This is a genomic window from Acinetobacter sp. SwsAc6 (assembly GCF_013391565.1).
Classification (GTDB): Bacteria; Pseudomonadota; Gammaproteobacteria; order Pseudomonadales; family Moraxellaceae; genus Acinetobacter; species Acinetobacter cumulans.
In genome coordinates this window covers 21,726-41,520 of sequence record NZ_JACAXE010000003.1, presented here as the reverse complement: position 1 = coordinate 41,520, position 19,795 = coordinate 21,726, and the positions used below count along the sequence as shown (strand labels likewise).

Annotated in this window: 20 protein-coding genes and 1 pseudogene; 13 read left to right on the top strand and 8 right to left on the bottom strand. The window is 42.5% G+C overall.

Going from position 1 to position 19,795, the window contains the following annotated elements:
- Window positions 1-184: 184 nt before the first annotated feature.
- A complete protein-coding gene (locus HYG93_RS02820; protein ID WP_106984141.1) occupies window positions 185-1,459 on the bottom strand; it encodes a replication-associated recombination protein A in 1,275 nt (424 codons plus the stop codon).
- A 274-nt stretch (window positions 1,460-1,733) separates the two neighbouring features.
- Here HYG93_RS02820 and HYG93_RS02815 point away from each other — a divergent pair, with 274 nt between their 5' ends.
- Window positions 1,734-3,866, top strand: a complete 2,133-nt coding sequence (locus HYG93_RS02815) for an EAL domain-containing protein (RefSeq protein WP_106984140.1) — start codon at window positions 1,734-1,736, stop codon at window positions 3,864-3,866.
- Window positions 3,867-3,935: 69 nt separating this feature from the next.
- Window positions 3,936-4,401, top strand: a pseudogene (locus HYG93_RS02810) (DUF523 domain-containing protein).
- Here HYG93_RS02810 and HYG93_RS02805 read toward each other — a convergent pair.
- Window positions 4,398-4,850 carry a YcgN family cysteine cluster protein gene (locus tag HYG93_RS02805; protein ID WP_120367340.1) on the bottom strand — a complete coding sequence of 151 codons (453 nt, stop codon included), beginning with the start codon at window positions 4,848-4,850 and terminating at the stop codon, window positions 4,398-4,400. The pseudogene HYG93_RS02810 and the gene HYG93_RS02805 sit on opposite strands and share 4 nt — an antisense overlap.
- Before the next feature lie 194 nt (window positions 4,851-5,044).
- Between HYG93_RS02805 and HYG93_RS02800 the strand changes: the two genes are divergently transcribed.
- Window positions 5,045-5,203 carry a DUF1328 domain-containing protein gene (locus tag HYG93_RS02800; protein ID WP_005006601.1) on the top strand — a complete coding sequence of 53 codons (159 nt, stop codon included), beginning with the start codon at window positions 5,045-5,047 and terminating at the stop codon, window positions 5,201-5,203.
- A 108-nt stretch (window positions 5,204-5,311) separates the two neighbouring features.
- Here the strand turns inward: HYG93_RS02800 and murJ are convergent, their stop codons facing one another.
- Both murJ and ampD read right to left on the bottom strand, forming a co-directional pair.
- Window positions 5,312-6,862 (bottom strand): murein biosynthesis integral membrane protein MurJ, encoded by a 1,551-nt coding sequence (gene murJ, locus HYG93_RS02795; protein WP_171356294.1) that lies wholly within the window; start codon window positions 6,860-6,862, stop codon window positions 5,312-5,314.
- Window positions 6,863-6,939: 77 nt separating this feature from the next.
- On the bottom strand, window positions 6,940-7,512 hold the full coding sequence (ampD, locus tag HYG93_RS02790; RefSeq protein ID WP_106984138.1) for a 1,6-anhydro-N-acetylmuramyl-L-alanine amidase AmpD: 573 nt from the start codon (window positions 7,510-7,512) through the stop codon (window positions 6,940-6,942).
- Between the two features lie 185 nt (window positions 7,513-7,697).
- Here ampD and nadC point away from each other — a divergent pair, with 185 nt between their 5' ends.
- A complete protein-coding gene (gene nadC / locus HYG93_RS02785) occupies window positions 7,698-8,543 on the top strand; it encodes a carboxylating nicotinate-nucleotide diphosphorylase (RefSeq protein ID WP_106984137.1) in 846 nt (281 codons plus the stop codon).
- 58 nt (window positions 8,544-8,601) lie between these two features.
- On the opposite strand, the gene HYG93_RS02780 is transcribed toward nadC, so the two are convergent.
- From HYG93_RS02780 to rph, 3 genes are all read right to left on the bottom strand, one after another.
- A complete protein-coding gene (locus HYG93_RS02780) occupies window positions 8,602-10,815 on the bottom strand; it encodes a phosphocholine-specific phospholipase C (protein ID WP_178961811.1) in 2,214 nt (737 codons plus the stop codon).
- Between the two features lie 21 nt (window positions 10,816-10,836).
- Entirely contained in the window at window positions 10,837-10,968 is a 132-nt protein-coding gene (locus HYG93_RS19290) for a hypothetical protein (protein WP_256733376.1), read from the bottom strand.
- 127 nt (window positions 10,969-11,095) lie between these two features.
- A complete protein-coding gene (gene rph / locus HYG93_RS02775) occupies window positions 11,096-11,812 on the bottom strand; it encodes a ribonuclease PH (protein WP_106984135.1) in 717 nt (238 codons plus the stop codon).
- A gap of 211 nt (window positions 11,813-12,023) precedes the next feature.
- Here rph and HYG93_RS02770 point away from each other — a divergent pair, with 211 nt between their 5' ends.
- Complete coding sequence (locus HYG93_RS02770) at window positions 12,024-12,677, top strand: TetR family transcriptional regulator (protein WP_106984134.1); 654 nt, start codon at window positions 12,024-12,026, stop codon at window positions 12,675-12,677.
- Window positions 12,678-12,736: 59 nt separating this feature from the next.
- Here the strand turns inward: HYG93_RS02770 and HYG93_RS02765 are convergent, their stop codons facing one another.
- Window positions 12,737-13,354: a thiol:disulfide interchange protein DsbA/DsbL gene (locus HYG93_RS02765; RefSeq protein ID WP_106984133.1), complete on the bottom strand. Its 618-nt coding sequence runs from the start codon at window positions 13,352-13,354 to the stop codon at window positions 12,737-12,739.
- 181 nt (window positions 13,355-13,535) lie between these two features.
- Here HYG93_RS02765 and ubiG point away from each other — a divergent pair, with 181 nt between their 5' ends.
- From ubiG to argA, 8 genes are all read left to right on the top strand, one after another.
- Complete coding sequence (gene ubiG / locus HYG93_RS02760) at window positions 13,536-14,252, top strand: bifunctional 2-polyprenyl-6-hydroxyphenol methylase/3-demethylubiquinol 3-O-methyltransferase UbiG (protein WP_106984132.1); 717 nt, start codon at window positions 13,536-13,538, stop codon at window positions 14,250-14,252.
- Entirely contained in the window at window positions 14,249-14,947 is a 699-nt protein-coding gene (locus tag HYG93_RS02755; RefSeq protein WP_106984131.1) for an HAD family hydrolase, read from the top strand. The genes ubiG and HYG93_RS02755 overlap by 4 nt, the downstream gene beginning before the upstream one ends.
- 45 nt (window positions 14,948-14,992) lie before the next feature.
- The gene (locus HYG93_RS02750) at window positions 14,993-15,742 is read left to right on the top strand and encodes a YciK family oxidoreductase (protein WP_106984130.1); all 750 of its coding nucleotides are present in this window, start codon (window positions 14,993-14,995) and stop codon (window positions 15,740-15,742) included.
- A gap of 160 nt (window positions 15,743-15,902) precedes the next feature.
- A complete protein-coding gene (locus HYG93_RS02745; RefSeq protein WP_106984129.1) occupies window positions 15,903-16,322 on the top strand; it encodes a hypothetical protein in 420 nt (139 codons plus the stop codon).
- A gap of 275 nt (window positions 16,323-16,597) precedes the next feature.
- Window positions 16,598-16,753, top strand: coding sequence for a hypothetical protein (locus HYG93_RS02740; RefSeq protein ID WP_167514216.1), 156 nt, complete (start codon window positions 16,598-16,600; stop codon window positions 16,751-16,753).
- A gap of 264 nt (window positions 16,754-17,017) precedes the next feature.
- The gene (locus HYG93_RS02735) at window positions 17,018-17,422 is read left to right on the top strand and encodes an RcnB family protein (protein ID WP_106984128.1); all 405 of its coding nucleotides are present in this window, start codon (window positions 17,018-17,020) and stop codon (window positions 17,420-17,422) included.
- Window positions 17,423-17,646: 224 nt separating this feature from the next.
- Window positions 17,647-18,039, top strand: coding sequence for an RcnB family protein (locus HYG93_RS02730; RefSeq protein WP_106984127.1), 393 nt, complete (start codon window positions 17,647-17,649; stop codon window positions 18,037-18,039).
- 145 nt (window positions 18,040-18,184) lie between these two features.
- Window positions 18,185-19,531 carry an amino-acid N-acetyltransferase gene (argA, locus tag HYG93_RS02725; protein ID WP_106984126.1) on the top strand — a complete coding sequence of 449 codons (1,347 nt, stop codon included), beginning with the start codon at window positions 18,185-18,187 and terminating at the stop codon, window positions 19,529-19,531.
- The last annotated feature ends 264 nt before the right edge of the window (window positions 19,532-19,795 follow it).

Here is a 19,795-nt window from a genome sequence, read left to right as displayed (position 1 = left end):
GCAAAGCCTCTTATCATACAAAACAGATTAGACAGCCAGAGTGATCTCAAACCAATCATATCTGTGCTGTCGACCAAATTTGTTATTGTCTGCATAGATGTCTGACACAAAAGCTTTCTTTTTCGGCCCAGTTCTCCCCCAAGATACTGGGCTTTTTTTTGTCCAGACATGCTCGCTTTGTACTTTATTGTTGCTGTTGTTGTTCCTGCCAACGGCGTTGTTGCAAACGCTCCCCCTCAACCTCACGCTTATTACGTGCCGACTCATACAACTTCGTGCCTTTTAATTCAGGTGGAAGGTAATCTTGACGAACAAAATGCTCTGGATAATTGTGTGGGTATAAATAGTGGGCACCGTAGCCTTGTTCTTTCATCAATTTGGTAGGTGCATTACGTAAATGTAAAGGCACAGGCAAATTCGCAGTTTTCTCGGCCAAATCCATGGCTTTGTTAATCGCTAAATAGGTACTGTTGCTTTTTGCACTGGTGGCTAAATATACAACGCATTGGCCCAATATAATGCGTGCTTCAGGCATGCCAATCGCTTGTACCGAACGGAAGCATTCACCCGCCAGCAATAAGGCATTCGGATTCGAATTACCAATATCTTCGGATGCTGCAATCAGCATACGGCGTGCTAAAAATACAGGATCTTCACCGCCTTTGAGCATACGTGCCAGCCAGTACAAAGCTGCATCTGGGTCACTGCCACGAATCGATTTAATCATGGCAGACACTAAGTCATAATGTTGCTCACCAGATTTGTCATAACGGGCAATATTTTGCTGTGCAACTTTCACTACGACTGCATTCGTAATAATATTTTCTAAATCTGCTTCAAACGTGCTGGCCACTAAATCCAACAAATTGAGTGCCTTTCGAGCATCTCCAGCAGCAAATTGGATCAAAGCTTCATATTCTTCTATTTGAATATAACGGTCTTTTAAAAATTGATCTTGCTCAATTGCATGCTTTAATAATTTTTGTATAGAAGCTTCATCTAAAGCATTTAAGGTATAGACCTGACAGCGGGATAGTAGTGCGCTATTCACTTCAAAAGATGGATTCTCCGTGGTCGCACCAATTAAAGTGATTTTGCCTTTTTCAACTGCATTTAATAATGCATCTTGCTGAGACTTATTAAAACGATGAATCTCATCAATAAACACCACAGGCGTGAGTAAATCACCGCTGTCTGCAATCACTTCACGTAGCTCTTTAACACCCGTATTTAAAGCCGATAAACTCACAAAAGGCCGATCAACAGCTTGAGCCAATAGCAAGGCAATTGTGGTTTTACCAACACCAGGTGGCCCCCAAAATATAATAGAGGGTAAATGCCCTTGATCAATCATCTGACGCAATGGCGCTTCCTCTCCCAGCAGGTGATCCTGCCCAGTAATCTCAGAAAGGTCGCGGGGTCTAATTCGTTCTGGAAGCGGAATATTGCTGTCTGACATTGTCTAAATTCACGGCTGCTTAAAAATACATCGGGCTCTATTCTAACACTAGCTTTTTTAATTTAAGCAGGAATATTCTGTGCCGTTTATAGAAGTTTTTTGGGTATTCATCGGCTAATTGTTGGATGGTCTGAATTTTGTGGAAAGTTTAAAATAAATATGATTAGTTGTTTGTAAAACACTTCCTGAAAGCAATGCTTCAAGCTATGCTTGGAAGGATAACACGTACAGAAACAAGGATTGCTTCTGCCGCCATAGCCACATTGGTGACCCCATGAAATCATCATCGAAGAACAAACCAGCCGTGCCACACGCTCAGTATGATACTGAGCTTAGAACAACTTTAAATAAAGCACAGCGCAGTGTTGCCGATGATGTCATGTTACAACAATTTGCCAATAATATACCGTTGCCACTTTGGCTACAAACTGCTCAAGGTCCTGCTTTTAGCAACAGTAAACTTTGCCAGTTTATCGATGTCGACCTGAACCAACATCTACCAGAAAAATGGTTAAACTATATTCATCCAGAAGACTTCGAACATTTCATTGTTCTATGGCAAAAAGCACAACAAACCAAACAAAATTTTAAAAAAGAATGTCGCCTTAAACATCATCAACTTGGCTATCGCATGTGTGCCGTTCACATCGAATTTCCACAAGCACCCAACTCATTATTTGAATGTTCAGTCAGTTTTATCGACATTCATGACAGTTATGAAAAACAACAAGCGCTCAGCCATCAAGTATCAGCACAAAATAAAATGCTCAATGCCAGTATCGATTGCATTAAAATTTTGGCACCCGATGGCAACTTAACACACATGAATCGTTCAGGATGTTTGGCTTTAGGCGTATCGGTTACTGAAAAAAAATTTGGGATGCCTTGGTTAAATTTATTACCTGAAGACATTCGCAAAGCAGGTTCAGCAGCCTTAGCTCAAGCCTGCCAAGGCAAAAATACCCGATTTGCAAGCAAGAGTACCCTTGACGGACAAACGCACCAGTTTTGGGACAATATTTTGACGCCCATTGTGGACGAAAATGGGGTAACTGAAAGTATTTTATGTGTGTCACGTGATGTGACCCAACAAAAAGCAGCCGAAAGTCGCTTACAACAAATCATAGAACATGATGAGCTGACTGGCTTATTTAACCGTCGTGCCTTTACTCGAATTTTTAAAAAGCACCTGCAATATGCGCTCAATTATGATCATCAAATTGGCCTAATGCTGATTGACCTCGACTATTTTAAGCACGTTAACGATACGCTCGGTCATGTTGCAGGCGATCATTTATTACACACCCTTGGCCAACGTTTTAAAAGCTGTTTTTCTGAAGATATTATTGTTTCACGCCTTGGTGGTGATGAGTTTGCAATCTTGGTACCCGAGCTTGTCGATGAGCAACAGCTGATGGATGTGGCTCACCAAGCTTGGTTACAACTGGATATGCCCATTAGCTACACAGGGCAATTTATTAATGGTGGTATGAGTATCGGTTGTTCGATCTATCCCCGTGATGCGCAGAGTTCATCAAACTTAATGAAATGTGCCGATATTGCGCTGAATGATTTAAAAATTAGCGGACGCGGTGGCATACGCATGTTTAATCTAGACATGTTTAAAGCACTTGAAGCCACTACACGCCAGCTCACTTTGGCACGTAGTATCATTAAAAATGATCAAATTGAGCCTTTCTACCAACCCAAAGTTCAGCTCCAAGATAGTCGTGTGATTGGCTTTGAGGCCCTACTCCGTTGGAAAGATCAACACGGTGTACTACAACTGCCTTCACATATTTATGCTGCTTTCCAAGATTATGACTTGGCTTCGCGCATTAGCGAAACCATGCAAAATAAAATCTTCCAAGATATGAATGAATGGCAGGATCAAGGCTTAGAACTCTTACCGATTTCAATTAATGCAGCACCCGTCGAATTTTTACGAGACGACTATGCAGAGAAAATGCTTCAGCGCCTACAAAAGTACAAAATTCCGCATGATAAAGTAGAAGTTGAAATTACCGAGCAAAGTTTGTCTGAACGAGGTTCTCATTATGTGATTCGTGCTTTGCATCTGCTGAAAAAAGAAGGCTTAAGTATTTCTTTAGACGATTTTGGTACAGGACATTCATCACTGACACGCCTCAGCGACTACCCAATTGACTGTATTAAAATTGATCGTAACTTTGTAGAACGTATGACCAAAGACTCCTCGGCACTTGCAATTGTCAAAGCCATTACACAGCTAGGCTCGAGTATTTCTATGGATATTTTGGTTGAAGGAATTGAAAATACAGAGCAACTCAATGTGCTCAAAGACTGTGAATGCCAAAAAGGCCAAGGCTTTTATTTTTATCGCCCAATGAGCTTTGAACATATTAGCGCACTGTTAGAGGTACGCTAATATCCTTCTTGTTTGTGCTTTGATTTTAGTCATGCTTTATTTTTACAGCATCATGAGCTCCATTCAGCAATGTATTTGATTAGTGCTTGCCTCGTTGGGCAGACTGTTCGCTACGATGCAAAAAGCTATACCTATACCTATACTGCAGCAACTTGTAGACTCAGGCCAAGCTATCATAGCCTGCCCTGAAATGTTAGGTGGTTTGGCATGTCCGCGTGCACCCGCAGAAATTCATGGTGGTACAGCACTCGATGTGCTCCAATCGCGTGCGCACATTCTCGACAATACTGGTTTAGATGTCACACAAGCATTTTTAAACGGTGCTTATCAGACACTCAGATTGGCTCAGAAACACCATGTTAGCGTAGCGATTCTTAAAGAGAAAAGCCCATCCTGCGGGCGACATTGGATTTATGATGGACAGTTTACTGGGCAACTCATCACGGGTATGGGTCTCACTGCGACCTTACTCCAGCAAGAAGGCATTCAGGTATGCTCAGAACATGATTTTATCAGCGCGTGGCCAGAAGCTTAACGCACCCAGCGCACGATGTATTCTTCAATCTCTTCTGGGTCGACATCTAATTCACTAATGCAACGACCCGCGGCTGTTTTCTTTACGGTCATCACCGTTTGGCGACTACCCGAAATTAAATAATGCCATGAAGGCAGTTTTTTACCCTCTTGCACTCGCTTATATGCGCAGCTTGAAGGCAACCAGCGAATGGTATCAACTTGTGCTGGCGTGAGTTGAATACAATCAGGCACTGAGTCTTTTCGATGGGCATAATCCGAGCATTGACCAGTTTTACAGTCCAATAACTGGCAAGCAACGTTGGTATAAGCCACTTCCTGAGTTTCATCATCTTCGAGCTTGATCAGACAACATAAACCACAACCATCACATAAGGCTTCCCACTCAGCAGAATTTAACTCTGCAAGCGTGTAGTTCTTCCAAAATTGAGGGCGTAAGGTTTCCGTCATCATCGTGTCATATCAGTCTAAAAAAGCTGAATCAGTATACCAGTACATCCACAAACTTTGCGGATCCCATTGCGTCATACACCCGCACAAATAGATTAAAACTTAATCAACATATTACCAACGAAAGATCAACATTAGCTTGAACTGCATCACACTATACTGAATATGAAAAGAAAAACACTTGGAGAATAACAATGTTCCGTTGGGCGATTATATTTGCTGTGATTGCACTCATTGCCAGTTTATTAGGATTTGGTGGTGTTGCTGGTCTTTCTAAAGACTTTGCTGTGATTTTATTGGTGATCGCAGTGATTCTAGCCATCGTAGGCTTTCTCTCTCGAGGCAAAGTCTAAAAGCTACGTTAAATTCTCAAATGTCATGTCTATGGCACAAAAAAAACAGCACCTCATGTGCTGTTTTTTTAGATCCAATATCTAGGTTATATCCACACCTATACTGCATTAGGGTTTTAAATGACGCGGTCTAAAACCCATCGCGATTAAAGCAATCAGGTAAGCAACAACCCCAACAACGCATAGACCAATGACTTCTGCAACACGTATCCATTGTGATACTTCGCCGTTGTACCAGGTTAAGGCATACCATAGGGCACCAATCATCACGATATTGGCCACTGCAAATTGCACTGCAAGCTTTTTCCAATGCGCACCAAAACGGAAAATATTGCGTTTATGCAGATAGAAATACAACATCCCTGCATTGACCAATGCCGAACCAGAAGATGCTAAAGCCAAAGCCATGTGCTCTGCATGCCAGTCAATCAGTTTAAAGAAACCAATAAATACCACGTTTAAAATCGCATTGGCTGCAACCGCCATCAAGCCAACACGTACAGGTGTTTTGGTGTCTTGTTGTGCATAAAAACCTGGTGCAAAAACCTTAATCAGCATAAATGAAATTACCCCAGCACTCATACATTGCAGTGCCAAAGCGGTCATTTGCGTGTCTTCTAAACTAAATGCGCCACGTTGGAATAAGGCTTGAATAATTGGCGTAGACAACATGAACAAAGCAATACTGGCAGGAATACCCACCAAAATAATCACTTTGGCCGCCCAATCAATCATGCCACGGAATTTGGCCTGATCTTGCTCAGCATGACGTGCTGACAACGACGGTAAAATGACTGTACCAATCGCCACCCCAATTAAGCCCAAAGGTAACTCGGTCATACGTTCTGCACTATATAACCATGATACTGAGCCATCTTGCATGAACGATGCCCAAATGGTATTGAGCAAGAGGTTAATTTGTGTGACCGATACACCAAAGAGTGCAGGTAACATCAATTTCATGATGCGATCTACACCTTCGTGTTTAAAATCAACTTTAGGTGGAATGAGTAATTTTTTCTTCCACAGCTCTGGAATCTGAATCACTAACTGTAAAATACCTGCAATAAATACCGCCCAACCCAAGGCCATAATCGGCTCTGCCATATACGGCGTAAGCCACCATGCCCCAGCAATCATCGCTAAGTTAAGCAATACAGGCGAAAATGCGGGTGAAAAAAATGAGCCATAACTGTTTAAAATACTGCTGGCAAAAGCCGTTAAGGACATAAACAGTAAATACGGAATCGTTAAGCGAAACATCTCCGTAGCCAAGGCAAACTTTTCAGGATCATTATGAAAGCCTGGTGCATAAATATATAAAATTGCAGGTGCGGCAATCATTGCGACAAACGTCAGCGCACTCATAAAGGTTGCCAAACAGCCAAATACCCGACTAATCAGAATTTGTACTTCGGCATGCGTACGACTGGTTTTATATTCGGTCAGTACAGGAATAAAGGCTTGGGAAAATGCCCCTTCGGCAAATAAACGCCGAAAAAAGTTCGGAATACGAAATGCCACCACAAAGGTGTCAAAGTCCTTCCCTGCACCAAATACATTGAGTAGCACAATATCTCGGACTAAACCCAATACCCGTGACAACATGGTCATTGCGCTGACTATAACGGTTGACCGCCAAAGTGCCATCGTCTTCACCTAATTTTTAAATTGGCGCTATTGTAATGAAACTTAGGCCAACATTTCATTGGTTAAATTAGCGCTAGTTTGGTTATTTATTTGTTTTTAAAATGATGTAATTGTTTTCGAAACAATGCCCAATCAAAAAACGGCCCTGGATCGGTTTTACGTCCTGGTGCAATATCGGAATGTCCTGCCAAGTGCTGTTGAAGCTTAGGATAAGCCTCTTGTAAACACGCGGTGACTTCGGTCAGTGCTTGATACTGATCAGCTGTAAATGCCAAATCATCACTGCCTTCAAGCTCAATACCTATGGAATAATCGTTACATTCTTTTTTGCCCAAATAACTCGAACGACCTGCATGCCATGCCCGATCATTAAAATTGACAAATTGCAGTACTTCACCACTGCGTAAAATCAAAAGATGCGCCGAAACCTGCATCCCTTCAATAGTTTGAAAATACGGATGTACTGACCAATCCAATTGATTTTGAAAAAACTGCTCGATATAGCCACCGCCAAATTGCGACGGAGGCAAGCTAATGTTATGGACCACGAGCAACTGAATCTCGGTCTGTTCAGGGCGCTGATTATAATTAGGTGATGGCACTTGGCGTGCCCCCAACAATTGGCCCTCACAGACCCGAAAATTTGCCTCTCTTGGCATAAATCAATCCTAATTCATCTGATGTCATGCAGTATGCAACACACTACCTGAAGCCATGCTAAAACTTTCAATCTAAAATCTCAATTCAAGGTGATGATCCCCCTTCGGAAATATCGCTCATTTTTTAATGAACAATGCTAATATAACGCGCAAAATTTCCTCGGGTAAAAAGAGACGGAACTTCTATGAGCATATCTCAAACCTTGCTTGAACAAACTATTCAAATCAATATTCAGCAGGCGCTGCATGAAGATATTGGCGAAGGTGACATTACCGCGCTACTCACCCCTGAGGAAGAACAAGCAACCGCAACCATCATTAGCCGTGAAAGCATGATTCTTGCAGGCCAGCCTTGGGTCAATGCACTTATTCAAGCTTATGATCCGAATGTACAAATCACATGGCTCAAAAATGACGGTGATCGTGTCGAAGCCAATGAAGCCTTTTTAAAATTAGCCGGTTCTGCACGGAGCTTGTTAACCGTAGAACGCCCTGCCTTAAACTTTGTACAGACCTTGTCTGCTGTTGCCACCAAAACCGCGCAGTATGTGCAACAACTTGAAGGCTTACACACCAAACTTTTGGATACGCGTAAAACCTTACCCGGCTTACGTATTGCACAAAAATATGCCGTAGCAGTGGGTGGCGGTCAAAACCATCGTTTAGGGTTATTCGATGCCTTTTTAATTAAAGAAAACCACATTATGGCGGCGGGTGGTATTGCACAAGCCATTGCCAAAGCACATAGCATTGCACCAGGCAAAGCTGTAGAAGTTGAAGTTGAAACTTGGGATGAGCTCAACCAAGCCCTCGAAGCCAAAGCAGACATTGTGATGCTGGATAACTTTAGCCAACAACAAATGATTGATGCTGTGAAGCATGTGGCAGGACGTTGCAAATTAGAAGCATCAGGTAATATTACTATTGCGAATTTACGTGAAGTTGCAACCACAGGTGTCGATTATATCTCTATGGGCGTTCTCACTAAGGATGTCACCGCTGTGGATTTATCTATGCGTTTTAATGCCTAGGCAAAACAGTATAAAAAAGCGCAGCATCGACTGCGCTTTTTTATGGGAAATCTTGTACTTAAACAGCACCCATAAATGGGTCTGAATAGCCATGTTCACCTGTTTCAACACGTCCTGCAAAACGACGTTCAAAACTTGATGAGGCACCCAGGCTGACACTAAAGTCATACCAACCATGCACGCTACTCATGTCTAGCACCAATTCAGTTTCACTGCCTGAAGTGGTTTTTATAGTCCATGTTTTACCATCTAAATACGCATTGGCTTTTACCGTGAGCTCTGCACTTTGTGTGCCATCTTGGCGGACTTTCAAAAATATGCGCGCTGCACATTCTTCCATGCACACCCGAATTTCAGGCAAAACTGCCTGTTGGTTTTTATCTCGAATATCGCCCTTAAAACTACGATGAAAACCATTAGGGCCGAGCACCCACAGATCATATTTTCCATCTTGTAGTATCCAGTCATCATCCAATTGCTTACCCGCTTCAACCATATAACGACGTGGTACTGCATTTAAATCTAACTGGTTATACACATGGAAAACACCCGCCTGTGTGCCCGTATTAGAAAACAGTAACTTCACTTGATTGCTCGCCTCATTTAACTTGGCACTGCAATGCAGAATATAAGGCAAAGCACGCGATGGGCGTACCCCCGTGTCCTGCATCGGTTTTGCTTGCTGGCTTGGCACCTGAACTTGGCTGAGTTTTTCTTGATTGCTACGAATCATATCGGCCTGTGCCTTGGTTCGACTGCCGTCTAAAGTGGGCAATACTTGCGTATTTGGCGTTTTAAAATCAAAAGCTGAACTTAAATCGCCACAGACGGCACGTCGATAAGGGCTAATATTCGGCTCGTGTACACCAAAGCGTTGCTCTAAAAATTGAATAATCGAAGTATGATCAAATACTTGTGAATTGACCCATCCGCCACGACTCCAAGGTGAAATCACATACATGGGTACACGAACGCCTGGACCATACACCCCATGCCAAAAATTGCTATTTTGCCCATTTACAAACTCAGGGCGTGGTTGGCTGACCGAACCTGCCACAGCAGGATGATTAAAATATTCATAGGAAAGTGCTTGATCCGATAAAGTCGTTTTACCGTGTACTTTTAAAATATCGCCTTGTGCATTAATCTCACGCGAAGGTGCTGAAGGTGATGGCACATGATCGAAGAAGCCATCATTTTCATCAAAATTGACCAAAAGTGCAGTTTGGCTCCAAAGCTCTGGATGATCGGTCAGTGCATTCAGAAGCTCCTGAATATACCAAGCACCTTGCACTGGACTCGATGGACCAGGATGCTCACTATAGGTGGCGGGTGCAACAATCCAGCTCACTTGCGGTAATTTATTTTGCAACAAATCCTGCTTAAATTGCCCCAATAAGCCACCATCATTGGGCATCGTATTGGCAATGCCTTTATATAAAGGCTCTTTTGCATCAATGGCTTCATCATAAGCAGGGCAAACCGCTAATGCATGGCTCACAGGTTGCCCTGAACGTTCATTGGCTGCACGGTATTGCTTAAAGCCTGCCAAGGGATTATCGGTAAAATTATCGGGCATATTTTGATAAATTTTCCAGCTCACCCCTGCTTGCTGTAAACGCTCTGGATAGGTCATCCAATCATAGCCAACTGCCGAGCTACCAATTTCATCAAACTCATTGACTACGCTGGCGACTCCAGCCCCTGTTGGTCCATTGCTTCCTGTCCAAATAAACTGACGATTGGGGTTGGTCCCGGCATGCATCGCACAGTGATAAGCATCGCAAAGTGTAAACGCATCTGCCAATGCATACTGAAATTCAACTTCTGCTTTTTTAAAATAGCCCATCGATTGTGGCTTTTTATGCTCCACCCAATTGCCCATACGGCCACAGTCCCAAGCCGCTTGGCCATCTTTCCATGAATGTGGCGTGCCACTCACCCGCTGCGCATTGCCTAGCCTGCTGTCTAAATGATAAGGGAAATAGACTGTTTTATTTTTATCGTACTGTGCCCAAACTTTTCGCCCTTCGCTTAAAGGAATCGCAAAGCGATCACCAAATCCACGCACACCTTTGAGCATGCCAAAATAGTTATCAAAGGAGCGATTTTCCTGCGTCAAAATAATCACATGCTTAATATCTTGTAGGGTGCCCGTTTCAACTTTGGCATCTATGGCCAAGGCTTTTTGAATACTCAGTGGCAAGCTCGCTAAAGCAGTCGCCCCCAAAAGTGTTTTAGACGACTGAACTAAAAAATCACGACGGTTCATACCTATATCCTGTTGTTATTCTTAAGGTGCACAATGCATTTTACAATTGGGTTCAGGGGTTGGTGCTTGCGCATCACCTTGCGCCTGATCGTTTTTACATGCACTCAAAAGCAAGACTGAACTCATCATGAGCCCGACAAAAAAAACACGCATTTGCATTTCCTATCTGTAAATACCCTCATAGGAATAACGCATAGGCATGACCAAAACATGATGCTTTGATGTCAATCAGATGAAAAAAAACGCACCCAAAGGTGCGTTTAGTCTGGCCAATCAGGTCTTACCAACCCAATGCCTCTTGTTGCTTTTTAATCAATTCTTGAATGCCTTTTTCAGCCAATTCAAGCATTTCGTTACACTGCGCACGTGTAAATGGTTTGTCTTCTGCTGTGCCTTGAATTTCAATGAATTCACCTGCTTGCGTCATCACCACGTTTAAATCTGTTTGGCAGTTTGAGTCTTCTTCATAGCAAAGATCAAGCAAAGCTTCGTCTTGATACATACCCACTGAAATCGCAGCCACTAAACCTTTTAGCGGATCATGCTTAATTTTTTTCTTTTCAAGCAATACATTCATGGCATCAATCAATGCAACCGCAGCACCTGTAATTGATGCAGTACGCGTACCACCATCAGCTTGAATCACATCACAGTCGATCGTAATGGTGTTTTCACCCAATTTTTTCAAATCCACCATGGCACGTAAGCTACGGCCAATTAAGCGTTGAATTTCTTGCGTACGACCACTTTGTTTACCACGTGCCGCTTCACGATCAGAACGTGTATGTGTCGAACGTGGCAACATACCATATTCTGCTGTTACCCAACCTTGACCTTGACCTTTTAAGAAACGTGGCACTGAATGATCAATACTGGCAGTACACAAGACTTTTGTATGACCAAATTCAACCAATACCGAACCTTCGGCATAACGTGTGTAGTTACGGGTAATTTTGACATCACGTAATTGATCTAATGCTCGCTGGTCGATACGCATAAAGGGTCCTTCATTTTACTAAATTACAATGCGCTTCAGTATAGCAGAAGCCCGCTTCGAGTTTGACCACCACACTCAGCCTTTTACAAAATGCATGAATTCAAGCCGTATTTGCGTACTTTCTCCATGCGCTATTTTCCATGCCAGATCATCTCTAGGTGCTGCATACAATTTTTGCTAGACTGCAAACAAAGGATTTTCGGAACACAACATGTCGATACGCGATGAACGTAAACAACAAAGTCGACAAGCACTTTTAGATGCAGCCTTAGCATTAAGTGGCCAAGGACGTGCCTTTAGCAGTATGAGCCTACGTGAAATTGCCAAAGCCGCCAACTTAGTGCCGACCGCGTTTTATCGGCACTTTAGTGATATGGATGAGCTGGGTTTAGAACTGGTGGATCAAACCGCCTTACAGCTCAAACAAATGCAATATCAAATGGGGCAAGTCTTTCAACATCAGCCCGACACACGTATCCAAAACTGTATCCATTTACTGTTTCAGCATATTCAAATGCATCCAGAGCCATGGATTTTTTTTATTGCGGAACGCTGGGGCGGTTCTGCACATTTGCGTTATGCCATCCAACGTGAGATTCAATATTTAACTGCCGATTTAAGCGCAGATTTGGGGCGTACCCAAACGCTGAATCATATTCATCTACAGCATGATTTACAGGTCTTGTCACAAATTTTGATGAGCTTAGCCTTTAATTGGGCCATGAACTGGATGGACTTACAACGCTCTGTGGCCGCTGCAGAACTTGGCGCACAACAAGAACACCTCAAGCTCAGTGCAATTACTCAAGTTCAACTGCTCTTCCGCGGTATTTTGCATTGGGATCGCAATCAGCCATCGGTCTAACACGCGATCTTTAAGCATAAAAAAAACCCGCAACTTGCGGGTTTTTATTTAAGGTCGGCTTATTTGCCTGAACGTTCTTTTTCAATTAAGTAATTTAACACTTGAGTGACTTTTCCATCTTCACCTTGAATGACGTATTTACCATTCACCGTTACCGCAGGTACACCTGTCAATTGATAACGTTTTGCAAGATCTTGAGCTTGCGCAATTTTAGATGCGATTGGGAAAGAATCGTAAGTGCTATTAAATTTAGCTTCTGGAATACCAAACTGCGTAAAGTATTTGGCAAAAGCAGCTTTTTCTAAAATTGGTTTTTGGCCTTCATGAATCGCATGGAACAACATTAAATGTGTTTTTTGGCGTACCCCAAGTGCTTCCGAAACATAATATGCGCGCGCACCTTGTTCCCATACTGGATTCATGGCTGCCGGCGTACGTACAAAACGTACATCTTTAGGCATGTTTTTTAACCACGTTTGCATGTGCGGTTCAAGTTTAAAACAGTGTGGGCAGCCATACCAAAAGAATTCACGAACTTCAATTTTCCCCGGAACCTCAACTTGTACAGGGTTTGCGAGCACTGTATAGTCTTTTCCTGCAACAAAGTCAGCGGCCATCGCGCTACCAGAAACGGCAAAAACAGCAGCGACCAAACTGCCGAAAAGGAATTTTTTCATTGAGATTATAGTCCTCTAACTCATTATGATTAGCTTATGCGATCACTATAAATCATTTATGCAAATTTCGTTTCCATTCTGTGAACTTTTTTAGCGCTTTTATCGCTTTTTTTAGAATAAGCGCTACACTAATAAGCCTCTGACTTTATTTTAAAATATAACCCTTGCCTGAGGTGAACCCATGTCGCAGTTGAATGTTGATCCACAAGAAATTGCTAAGTTTGAAGCATTCGCTGCCATCTGGTGGGACCAGAACTCTGAATTCCGTCCATTACACATGATTAATCCACTCCGTTTAAATTGGATTGATGAGCATTCAGGTGGCATCGCAGGTAAAAAAGTTCTTGATGTCGGCTGTGGCGGTGGCATTTTGGCAGAAAGCATGGCACGTCGTGGCGCTCAAGTCTTGGGTATTGATATGGGCCTTGCACCGCTCAATGTTGCACGCCTACACGCAGAACAAGAAGGCGTCGACAATATCGAGTACCGTCAAGTACCCGTAGAGCAATTGGCCGAAGAACACGCTGGCCAATATGATGTGGTGACATGTATGGAAATGCTCGAACATGTGCCAGATCCAGCTTCAATTATTGCAGCCTGCAAAAAGTTAGTTAAGCCAGGTGGTCATGTGTTTTTCTCAACTATTAACCGTAACCCTAAATCATATTTATTTGCCATTATTGGTGCCGAATATGTGCTACGTATGCTGGCCAAAGGGACTCACGATTATCACAAATTTATTAAGCCTTCAGAATTAGCACATGACATTCGTGGCGCTCATTTAAAGCTCAAAAATATGACCGGGCTACATTACAACCCGCTGACCAAACGCTACTGGCTCGCACCCAATGTAGACGTCAACTACATGGTTCATACCGTGAATGAAGGCGCACAATGAAAGCGGTACTGTTTGATTTAGATGGGACACTGATCGACACTGCAGCCGACTTTATTCGTATTTTGCAAGACATGTGTCGCGAAAAAGGCTGTCCTGTCGTCGATACAGACCTGATCCGTACGCAAGTGTCGGAAGGCGCACGTGCGATGGTTAAATTGGTTTATCCTGAACTCGATGTAGAAGATCCGATCTTTTTGGCGCATCGCCAAGACTTTTTGGACCGATACGGCGCCGATATTGCGGTCGATACCGACTTATTTACAGGCATGCAAGCGCTGTTAGCCGAACTTGAACAGCATCAGATTCCTTGGGGTATTGTGACCAATAAACCCCGCTGGCTGAGCGAGTCTTTATTGCAAGCACTGAATTTGACAGCGCGCTGTTCAGTGCTGGTCTGCCCTGAAGATGTGAGTAAAACCAAACCAGATCCAGAGCCAATGTATTTGGCTGCTGATCAGATCCAAATTGACGCCAAAGACTGTATTTATGTGGGCGACCATCCACGTGATATTGATGCTGGGCGCAGTGCAGGTATGCACACCATTTTAGCAGCCTATGGCTATTTACCCCTTCAATATAAAGATGACTTAACAGCCTGGCATGCAGATTGTATAGTGAATACTGTTGTAGAATTACACGATGTCATTCGTCAGCACGTCATAGGTACAAATAGCATCTACCCTGCTCAAACCTAGCCAAAATAAAGACTGAAAAAACACAATAAAACGAGGAGATAGACAATGAAATATTCAGAATATCAACCTCGCCCCGATCTACTCAAAGATCGCATTATCCTAATTACAGGTGCGGGCGATGGTATCGGTCGTGCAGCTGCAATCACTTATGCTCTTCATGGCGCAACAGTGGTTTTGCATGGCCGTACACTGAACAAACTTGAAGTAATTTACGATGAAATTGAAGGATTGGGCGCACCACAACCTGCAATTTTACCGCTTCAATTGTCGAGTGCTTCTCCGCGTGATTATGAGTTATTGGTTGATACACTTGAGCGCCAATTTGGCCGTTTAGATGGTATTTTGCATAATGCAGGCATTTTGGGCGAGCGTACACCCTTAGCACATTATCCTGCCGATGTGTGGGATGATGTGATGGCCGTAAACTTACGTGCGCCTTTCGTACTCACGCAAGAATTATTACCGCTATTGCAAAAATCAGAACATGCCTCTGTGGTGTTTGCCAGTTCAGGTGTAGGCCGTGAAGCGCGTGAAAACTGGGGTGCATATTCTGTGTCTAAAATTGCCATTGAGGCTGTAAGCACTTTGTTTGCCAAAGAAAATCAGCACCCTAATATTCGCTTCAACTGTATCAATCCCGGTGCAACACGGACTGCGATGCGCGCAAAAGCCTATCCAGATGAAGATCCAAAAATCTTACCGACACCCGAGCAAATTATGCCGGCCTATTTATATTTGATGGGCGATGATAGCTTATCCCTCAATGGTGCCAGTATAGATGCACAAGATGCCTAAACGCATAACGGTATCAATGCATTAAATAAAAGGAGGCTTTGGCCTCCTTTTTTTCGGCACATACATTTTTTATGCTGAGTACATTCATGCCACATTGGCTTGTAATTCCAGACAATATGCGGATACTTATGCCAAACATTTTAAGCAATGAGTGTCCGACATGTCTGACTTTAGCAATATTACTGTAACACCAACCGAAGATGGCATGCTCAATCTATTGATTGATGGCAAAGCGATTTCTGAAAAATATGGTATGAAGTTTGATCCAAGTATTTTGGATGATCTCAAAGCCTTAGAAAATGGCCAAAATGTGAAGCTATTTGAGCAGTTTGTATTTTCACATACTGACTTAAACTTCGAACATCGTTATCAGTACGTGCTATGTATTGTGAAACAAAATGACCGCTATGAGACTGCAAAAAGTTTTGTTTATCGTATTACTGCAGAAGGCCAACCGCCTGTTGAACACGTGATTACCAAGCAAGGTGCTCCAATGACTGAGCAAGATGTACGTGAATTTATACAAGCACATTTACAAAAATCGCTGACCGACTACACTGACCTTCAATTTGCTTACTAAGCCTATATTTCGGATTAGGCTTTGCTTTTAAATCCTGTCATAGGTTTACACCCATAGATCGCACGATCACAAGGCAACCCCGTGTGCCTTGTGTGATTTACGCTAACGGGTCAGTTTAATATCCATTCATTCTGTACAAATCCTCAATTGATGACTTTATGCCATCAATCGTATTTTTAAATTATTTTTATAATTTTATTCGGTTTTTAAAATAAACAGATCTTCTCTATGCTGACTGCATTGATTTTGTAGTCTCAACACTCTGGAGATAGATCATGGCCGATCAACAACGTAAAACTGAAATTATTCGTTCAATTGAACAACTACAATTGTCTACAACTCTAATTATGGCACTGGATCATGCAAGTTCAGCGGAAGCAGTCGCTGAAGCGGTATATTCATTGTCTGGTCTAAGTGAGCAGTGGAACTAAAGGCAAATCTTCATGTGCTCATACGATTTCATTTACTCAGTTGCCAAAATAGGATTGAATAAAAACATCCCACTATATTCAATCCACAATTTACTTTCGTCACCATAAACAGATTTGATCATTTATAGATCTGCATTTTTAACGCATAATATCCTTATTATCTCTGCTTTATTTAAAGAATTATCGCACTATCTTCACAGTTTCTCTGCATTTTTTGCGTAGAGTAATCCCATACATTATGAATCATTTAGATGAGGACTTAACATGAAAAAGATTTTGACTGCATTAGCAATATCTTTCAGTGCTTTGACAGCAAGCAGCATTTCGATTGCTGGTCCTCATTTTGACCAACGCGATGGTTATGATCAGCCACGTGACTTCAACCGCGGGCAAGCGAAAAAAAATCGCGAATTCCGTGAAGATAATGATGGTGAACGCATGGAGATGCGTCGTATGCGTGAAGAGCGTGGTGTAAAACGCTTACAACAACATAAATGGCAAGCGGGTTATGTGCTTCCACAACATTATCGTGGTAATGGTTATAAAGTCGATTATCGAGACCAAAACTTACCAAGACCAGATCGTAATCAACAATGGTACAAAATTAACAATGACTACATTTTAGTCAACTCAGAGACCAACAGCATTATGCGTATTTTAGGTCTTTAGCCCCTTACACTGCATAGCCCAACATTGTTTGGGCTTTTTTTATGCCAGCACTTTTGCCTGCCAGTAGCTTAAGCAATTGATAGAGCATTCACCTGCACGCAATCTGCTATTTTTCTTCATACATTTCACAATTCCACTCTATATCCCTCACGCTTTCTCTGAACTTTGTCGGTAATTTAAAGTTATCGAAACAGAACAGCATTACAGCAATTTAGGTGAATGAAATGAAAAAACTGATCTCTTTTGCGACCCTTGCACTTTCAGGTTTAATCGCAACATCGGCAATGGCAGCGCCTGATCATCGTTTTGATGACCGTCGTGGTAATCCACCACCACCGCCAAGCCATGTTCAACCCCATGATTCACGTTGGGACAACAAACATCCACAACAATGGAATAACAACAATCAGTGGAATCAACAACGTGTAAACCCAAGCCGTGAATGGCGTAGTGGTCAAACCTTACCACGCGCGTTTCAGTCAACACGCTATAAAGTGAGTGACCGTGAAGCACGTAAATTACCCAACACTGGGCGCTACCAACAATGGTACAAAGTGAATGGCGACTATGTACTCATCAACGAACGTAACGACCGAATCATCCGAATCATTGGCTAATTCCTAAGCCTCGGTGAATATCCCTTTCGCACCTGTATAATTCAACTTATACGGGTGTTTTTTGTCTGCACAGAGGCTTTCCCTTTTCTCTCCATGGTTTTTTTGATTAGAATCAATAAACCGTAATCTCGGCATAGGCCTGCACATGACTTCAATGGACGTTTCTCAAAGCACAACTTTACAATACGTGCATTGGTTTCGGCATTCTGCACCCTATATTAATGCCCACCGTGGCAAAACCTTTGTCATCATGTTTGATGGTGAAGCCGTCTTACATGCGAATTTTCAACACATTATTCATGACATTGCCCTGTTGCATTCTTTAGGTATTCGTTTAATTTTGGTTTACGGCGCACGCCCGCAAATTAATCAGAACCTCAAAGCCAGCGGACTCACAACGCCATTTCATCATCATCGTCGCGTGACCACACGTGAGTCTTTAAGCGCAGTGATGAATGCATCAGGTTCTATTCGTTTACAAATTGAAGCGTTGCTCTCGATGGGATTGGCCAACTCACCGATGTACGGCGCACGTATTGATGTGGTATCGGGCAATTTAGTTACTGCAAAGCCTTATGGTATTCGGGATGGTGTTGATTTTCAGTTGTCTGGTGAAGTGCGTAGTATCGACACTGATGCCATTCAGCGCCATTTACTCAGTCAAAATATTATCTTGCTTGGGCCAACGGGCTATTCCACTACAGGTGAAGTATTTAATTTGTTGGCGGAAGAAGTGGCAACCAAAACTGCAATTAGCTTAAAAGCAGATAAATTGATTTTCCTTGGCCAATCAGCAGGCCTCATGGATGAACATGGCCAATTAATTCGAGAAGTCTTACCACACCAACTAGAAGAACACCTTTTACAATACCAAGATGCCAATCCCGACATTTTCTTACATTTGCATGGTGCAAAAACAGCCTCGCTACAAGGCGTACATCGGGTGCATTTAATTTCGTATGCAACCGATGGTGCCATGCTAGAAGAACTCTTCACGCGTGATGGTTCTGGCACCATGATTACTGATGCACATTATGAAGAAGTCCGCACGGCGAATATTCAAGATGTCGGTGGTTTAATTAATCTACTTCGTCCGTTAGAAGAAGAAGGGATTTTGGTCTATCGCTCGCGTGAACGTTTAGAAAATGAAATCGAACAATTTGCCGTAATTGAACGCGATGGTACGATTTTAGCCTGTGCAGCGCTTTACCCAATTCCTACCGCTGAAGGCGAATTGCGTTCGGCTGAAATTGCCTGTGTTGCTGTACATCCGAGCTACCGTAAATCGAATCGTGGCAGTCAAATCCTGCATTATTTAGAAGAAAAAGCCAAAGCTTTGGGAATCGAGCAATTGTTTATTTTAACCACACGTACGGCACACTGGTTTATCGAGCAAGGCTTTGCATCTGCCAGTGTCGATGATCTCCCGAATGCACGTCAGGCTTTATACAACTACCAGCGTAACTCCTTGGTCTGTATCAAAACCCTTTAAGTAGGTTTAGAGCGCCCTGCTTAGCTCAATTTTGACTAAGTTTATCTCTAAATTTGCGCAGTCCATGCTTTGGACTTATGCGCATAAAGAGATAAACTTATGCATAGATCGTATATTAAAAAATAAGTATTAAATTTCAATAAATTAAAATCATTAAACAGCATATCTCTCATTATTTTATTCAGCATAAATTTGCATAAGGTTTGCTGTTTTTTATTTATCTTTTTTCTTCATTAGAACTTTAAGTTTTTTTATTTTTTCCGA

Bases quoted from the DNA above. Each gene is read 5' to 3' on its own strand.
- HYG93_RS02780 (WP_178961811.1), bottom strand. From the start codon at position 10,815: ATGAACCGTCGTGATTTTTTAGTTCAGTCGTCTAAAACACTTTTGGGG.
- HYG93_RS02805 (WP_120367340.1), bottom strand. From the start codon at position 4,850: ATGACGGAAACCTTACGCCCTCAATTTTGGAAGAACTACACGCTTGCA.
- HYG93_RS02765 (WP_106984133.1), bottom strand. From the start codon at position 13,354: ATGAAAAAATTCCTTTTCGGCAGTTTGGTCGCTGCTGTTTTTGCCGTT.
- nadC (WP_106984137.1), top strand. From the start codon at position 7,698: ATGAGCATATCTCAAACCTTGCTTGAACAAACTATTCAAATCAATATT.
- HYG93_RS02820 (WP_106984141.1), bottom strand. From the start codon at position 1,459: ATGTCAGACAGCAATATTCCGCTTCCAGAACGAATTAGACCCCGCGAC.
- HYG93_RS02770 (WP_106984134.1), top strand. From the start codon at position 12,024: ATGTCGATACGCGATGAACGTAAACAACAAAGTCGACAAGCACTTTTA.
- ampD (WP_106984138.1), bottom strand. From the start codon at position 7,512: ATGCCAAGAGAGGCAAATTTTCGGGTCTGTGAGGGCCAATTGTTGGGG.
- argA (WP_106984126.1), top strand. From the start codon at position 18,185: ATGACTTCAATGGACGTTTCTCAAAGCACAACTTTACAATACGTGCAT.
- HYG93_RS02730 (WP_106984127.1), top strand. From the start codon at position 17,647: ATGAAAAAACTGATCTCTTTTGCGACCCTTGCACTTTCAGGTTTAATC.
- HYG93_RS02740 (WP_167514216.1), top strand. From the start codon at position 16,598: ATGGCCGATCAACAACGTAAAACTGAAATTATTCGTTCAATTGAACAA.
- HYG93_RS02735 (WP_106984128.1), top strand. From the start codon at position 17,018: ATGAAAAAGATTTTGACTGCATTAGCAATATCTTTCAGTGCTTTGACA.
- HYG93_RS02745 (WP_106984129.1), top strand. From the start codon at position 15,903: ATGTCTGACTTTAGCAATATTACTGTAACACCAACCGAAGATGGCATG.
- ubiG (WP_106984132.1), top strand. From the start codon at position 13,536: ATGTCGCAGTTGAATGTTGATCCACAAGAAATTGCTAAGTTTGAAGCA.
- HYG93_RS02815 (WP_106984140.1), top strand. From the start codon at position 1,734: ATGAAATCATCATCGAAGAACAAACCAGCCGTGCCACACGCTCAGTAT.
- HYG93_RS02755 (WP_106984131.1), top strand. From the start codon at position 14,249: ATGAAAGCGGTACTGTTTGATTTAGATGGGACACTGATCGACACTGCA.
- rph (WP_106984135.1), bottom strand. From the start codon at position 11,812: ATGCGTATCGACCAGCGAGCATTAGATCAATTACGTGATGTCAAAATT.
- HYG93_RS19290 (WP_256733376.1), bottom strand. From the start codon at position 10,968: ATGCGTGTTTTTTTTGTCGGGCTCATGATGAGTTCAGTCTTGCTTTTG.
- HYG93_RS02750 (WP_106984130.1), top strand. From the start codon at position 14,993: ATGAAATATTCAGAATATCAACCTCGCCCCGATCTACTCAAAGATCGC.
- HYG93_RS02800 (WP_005006601.1), top strand. From the start codon at position 5,045: ATGTTCCGTTGGGCGATTATATTTGCTGTGATTGCACTCATTGCCAGT.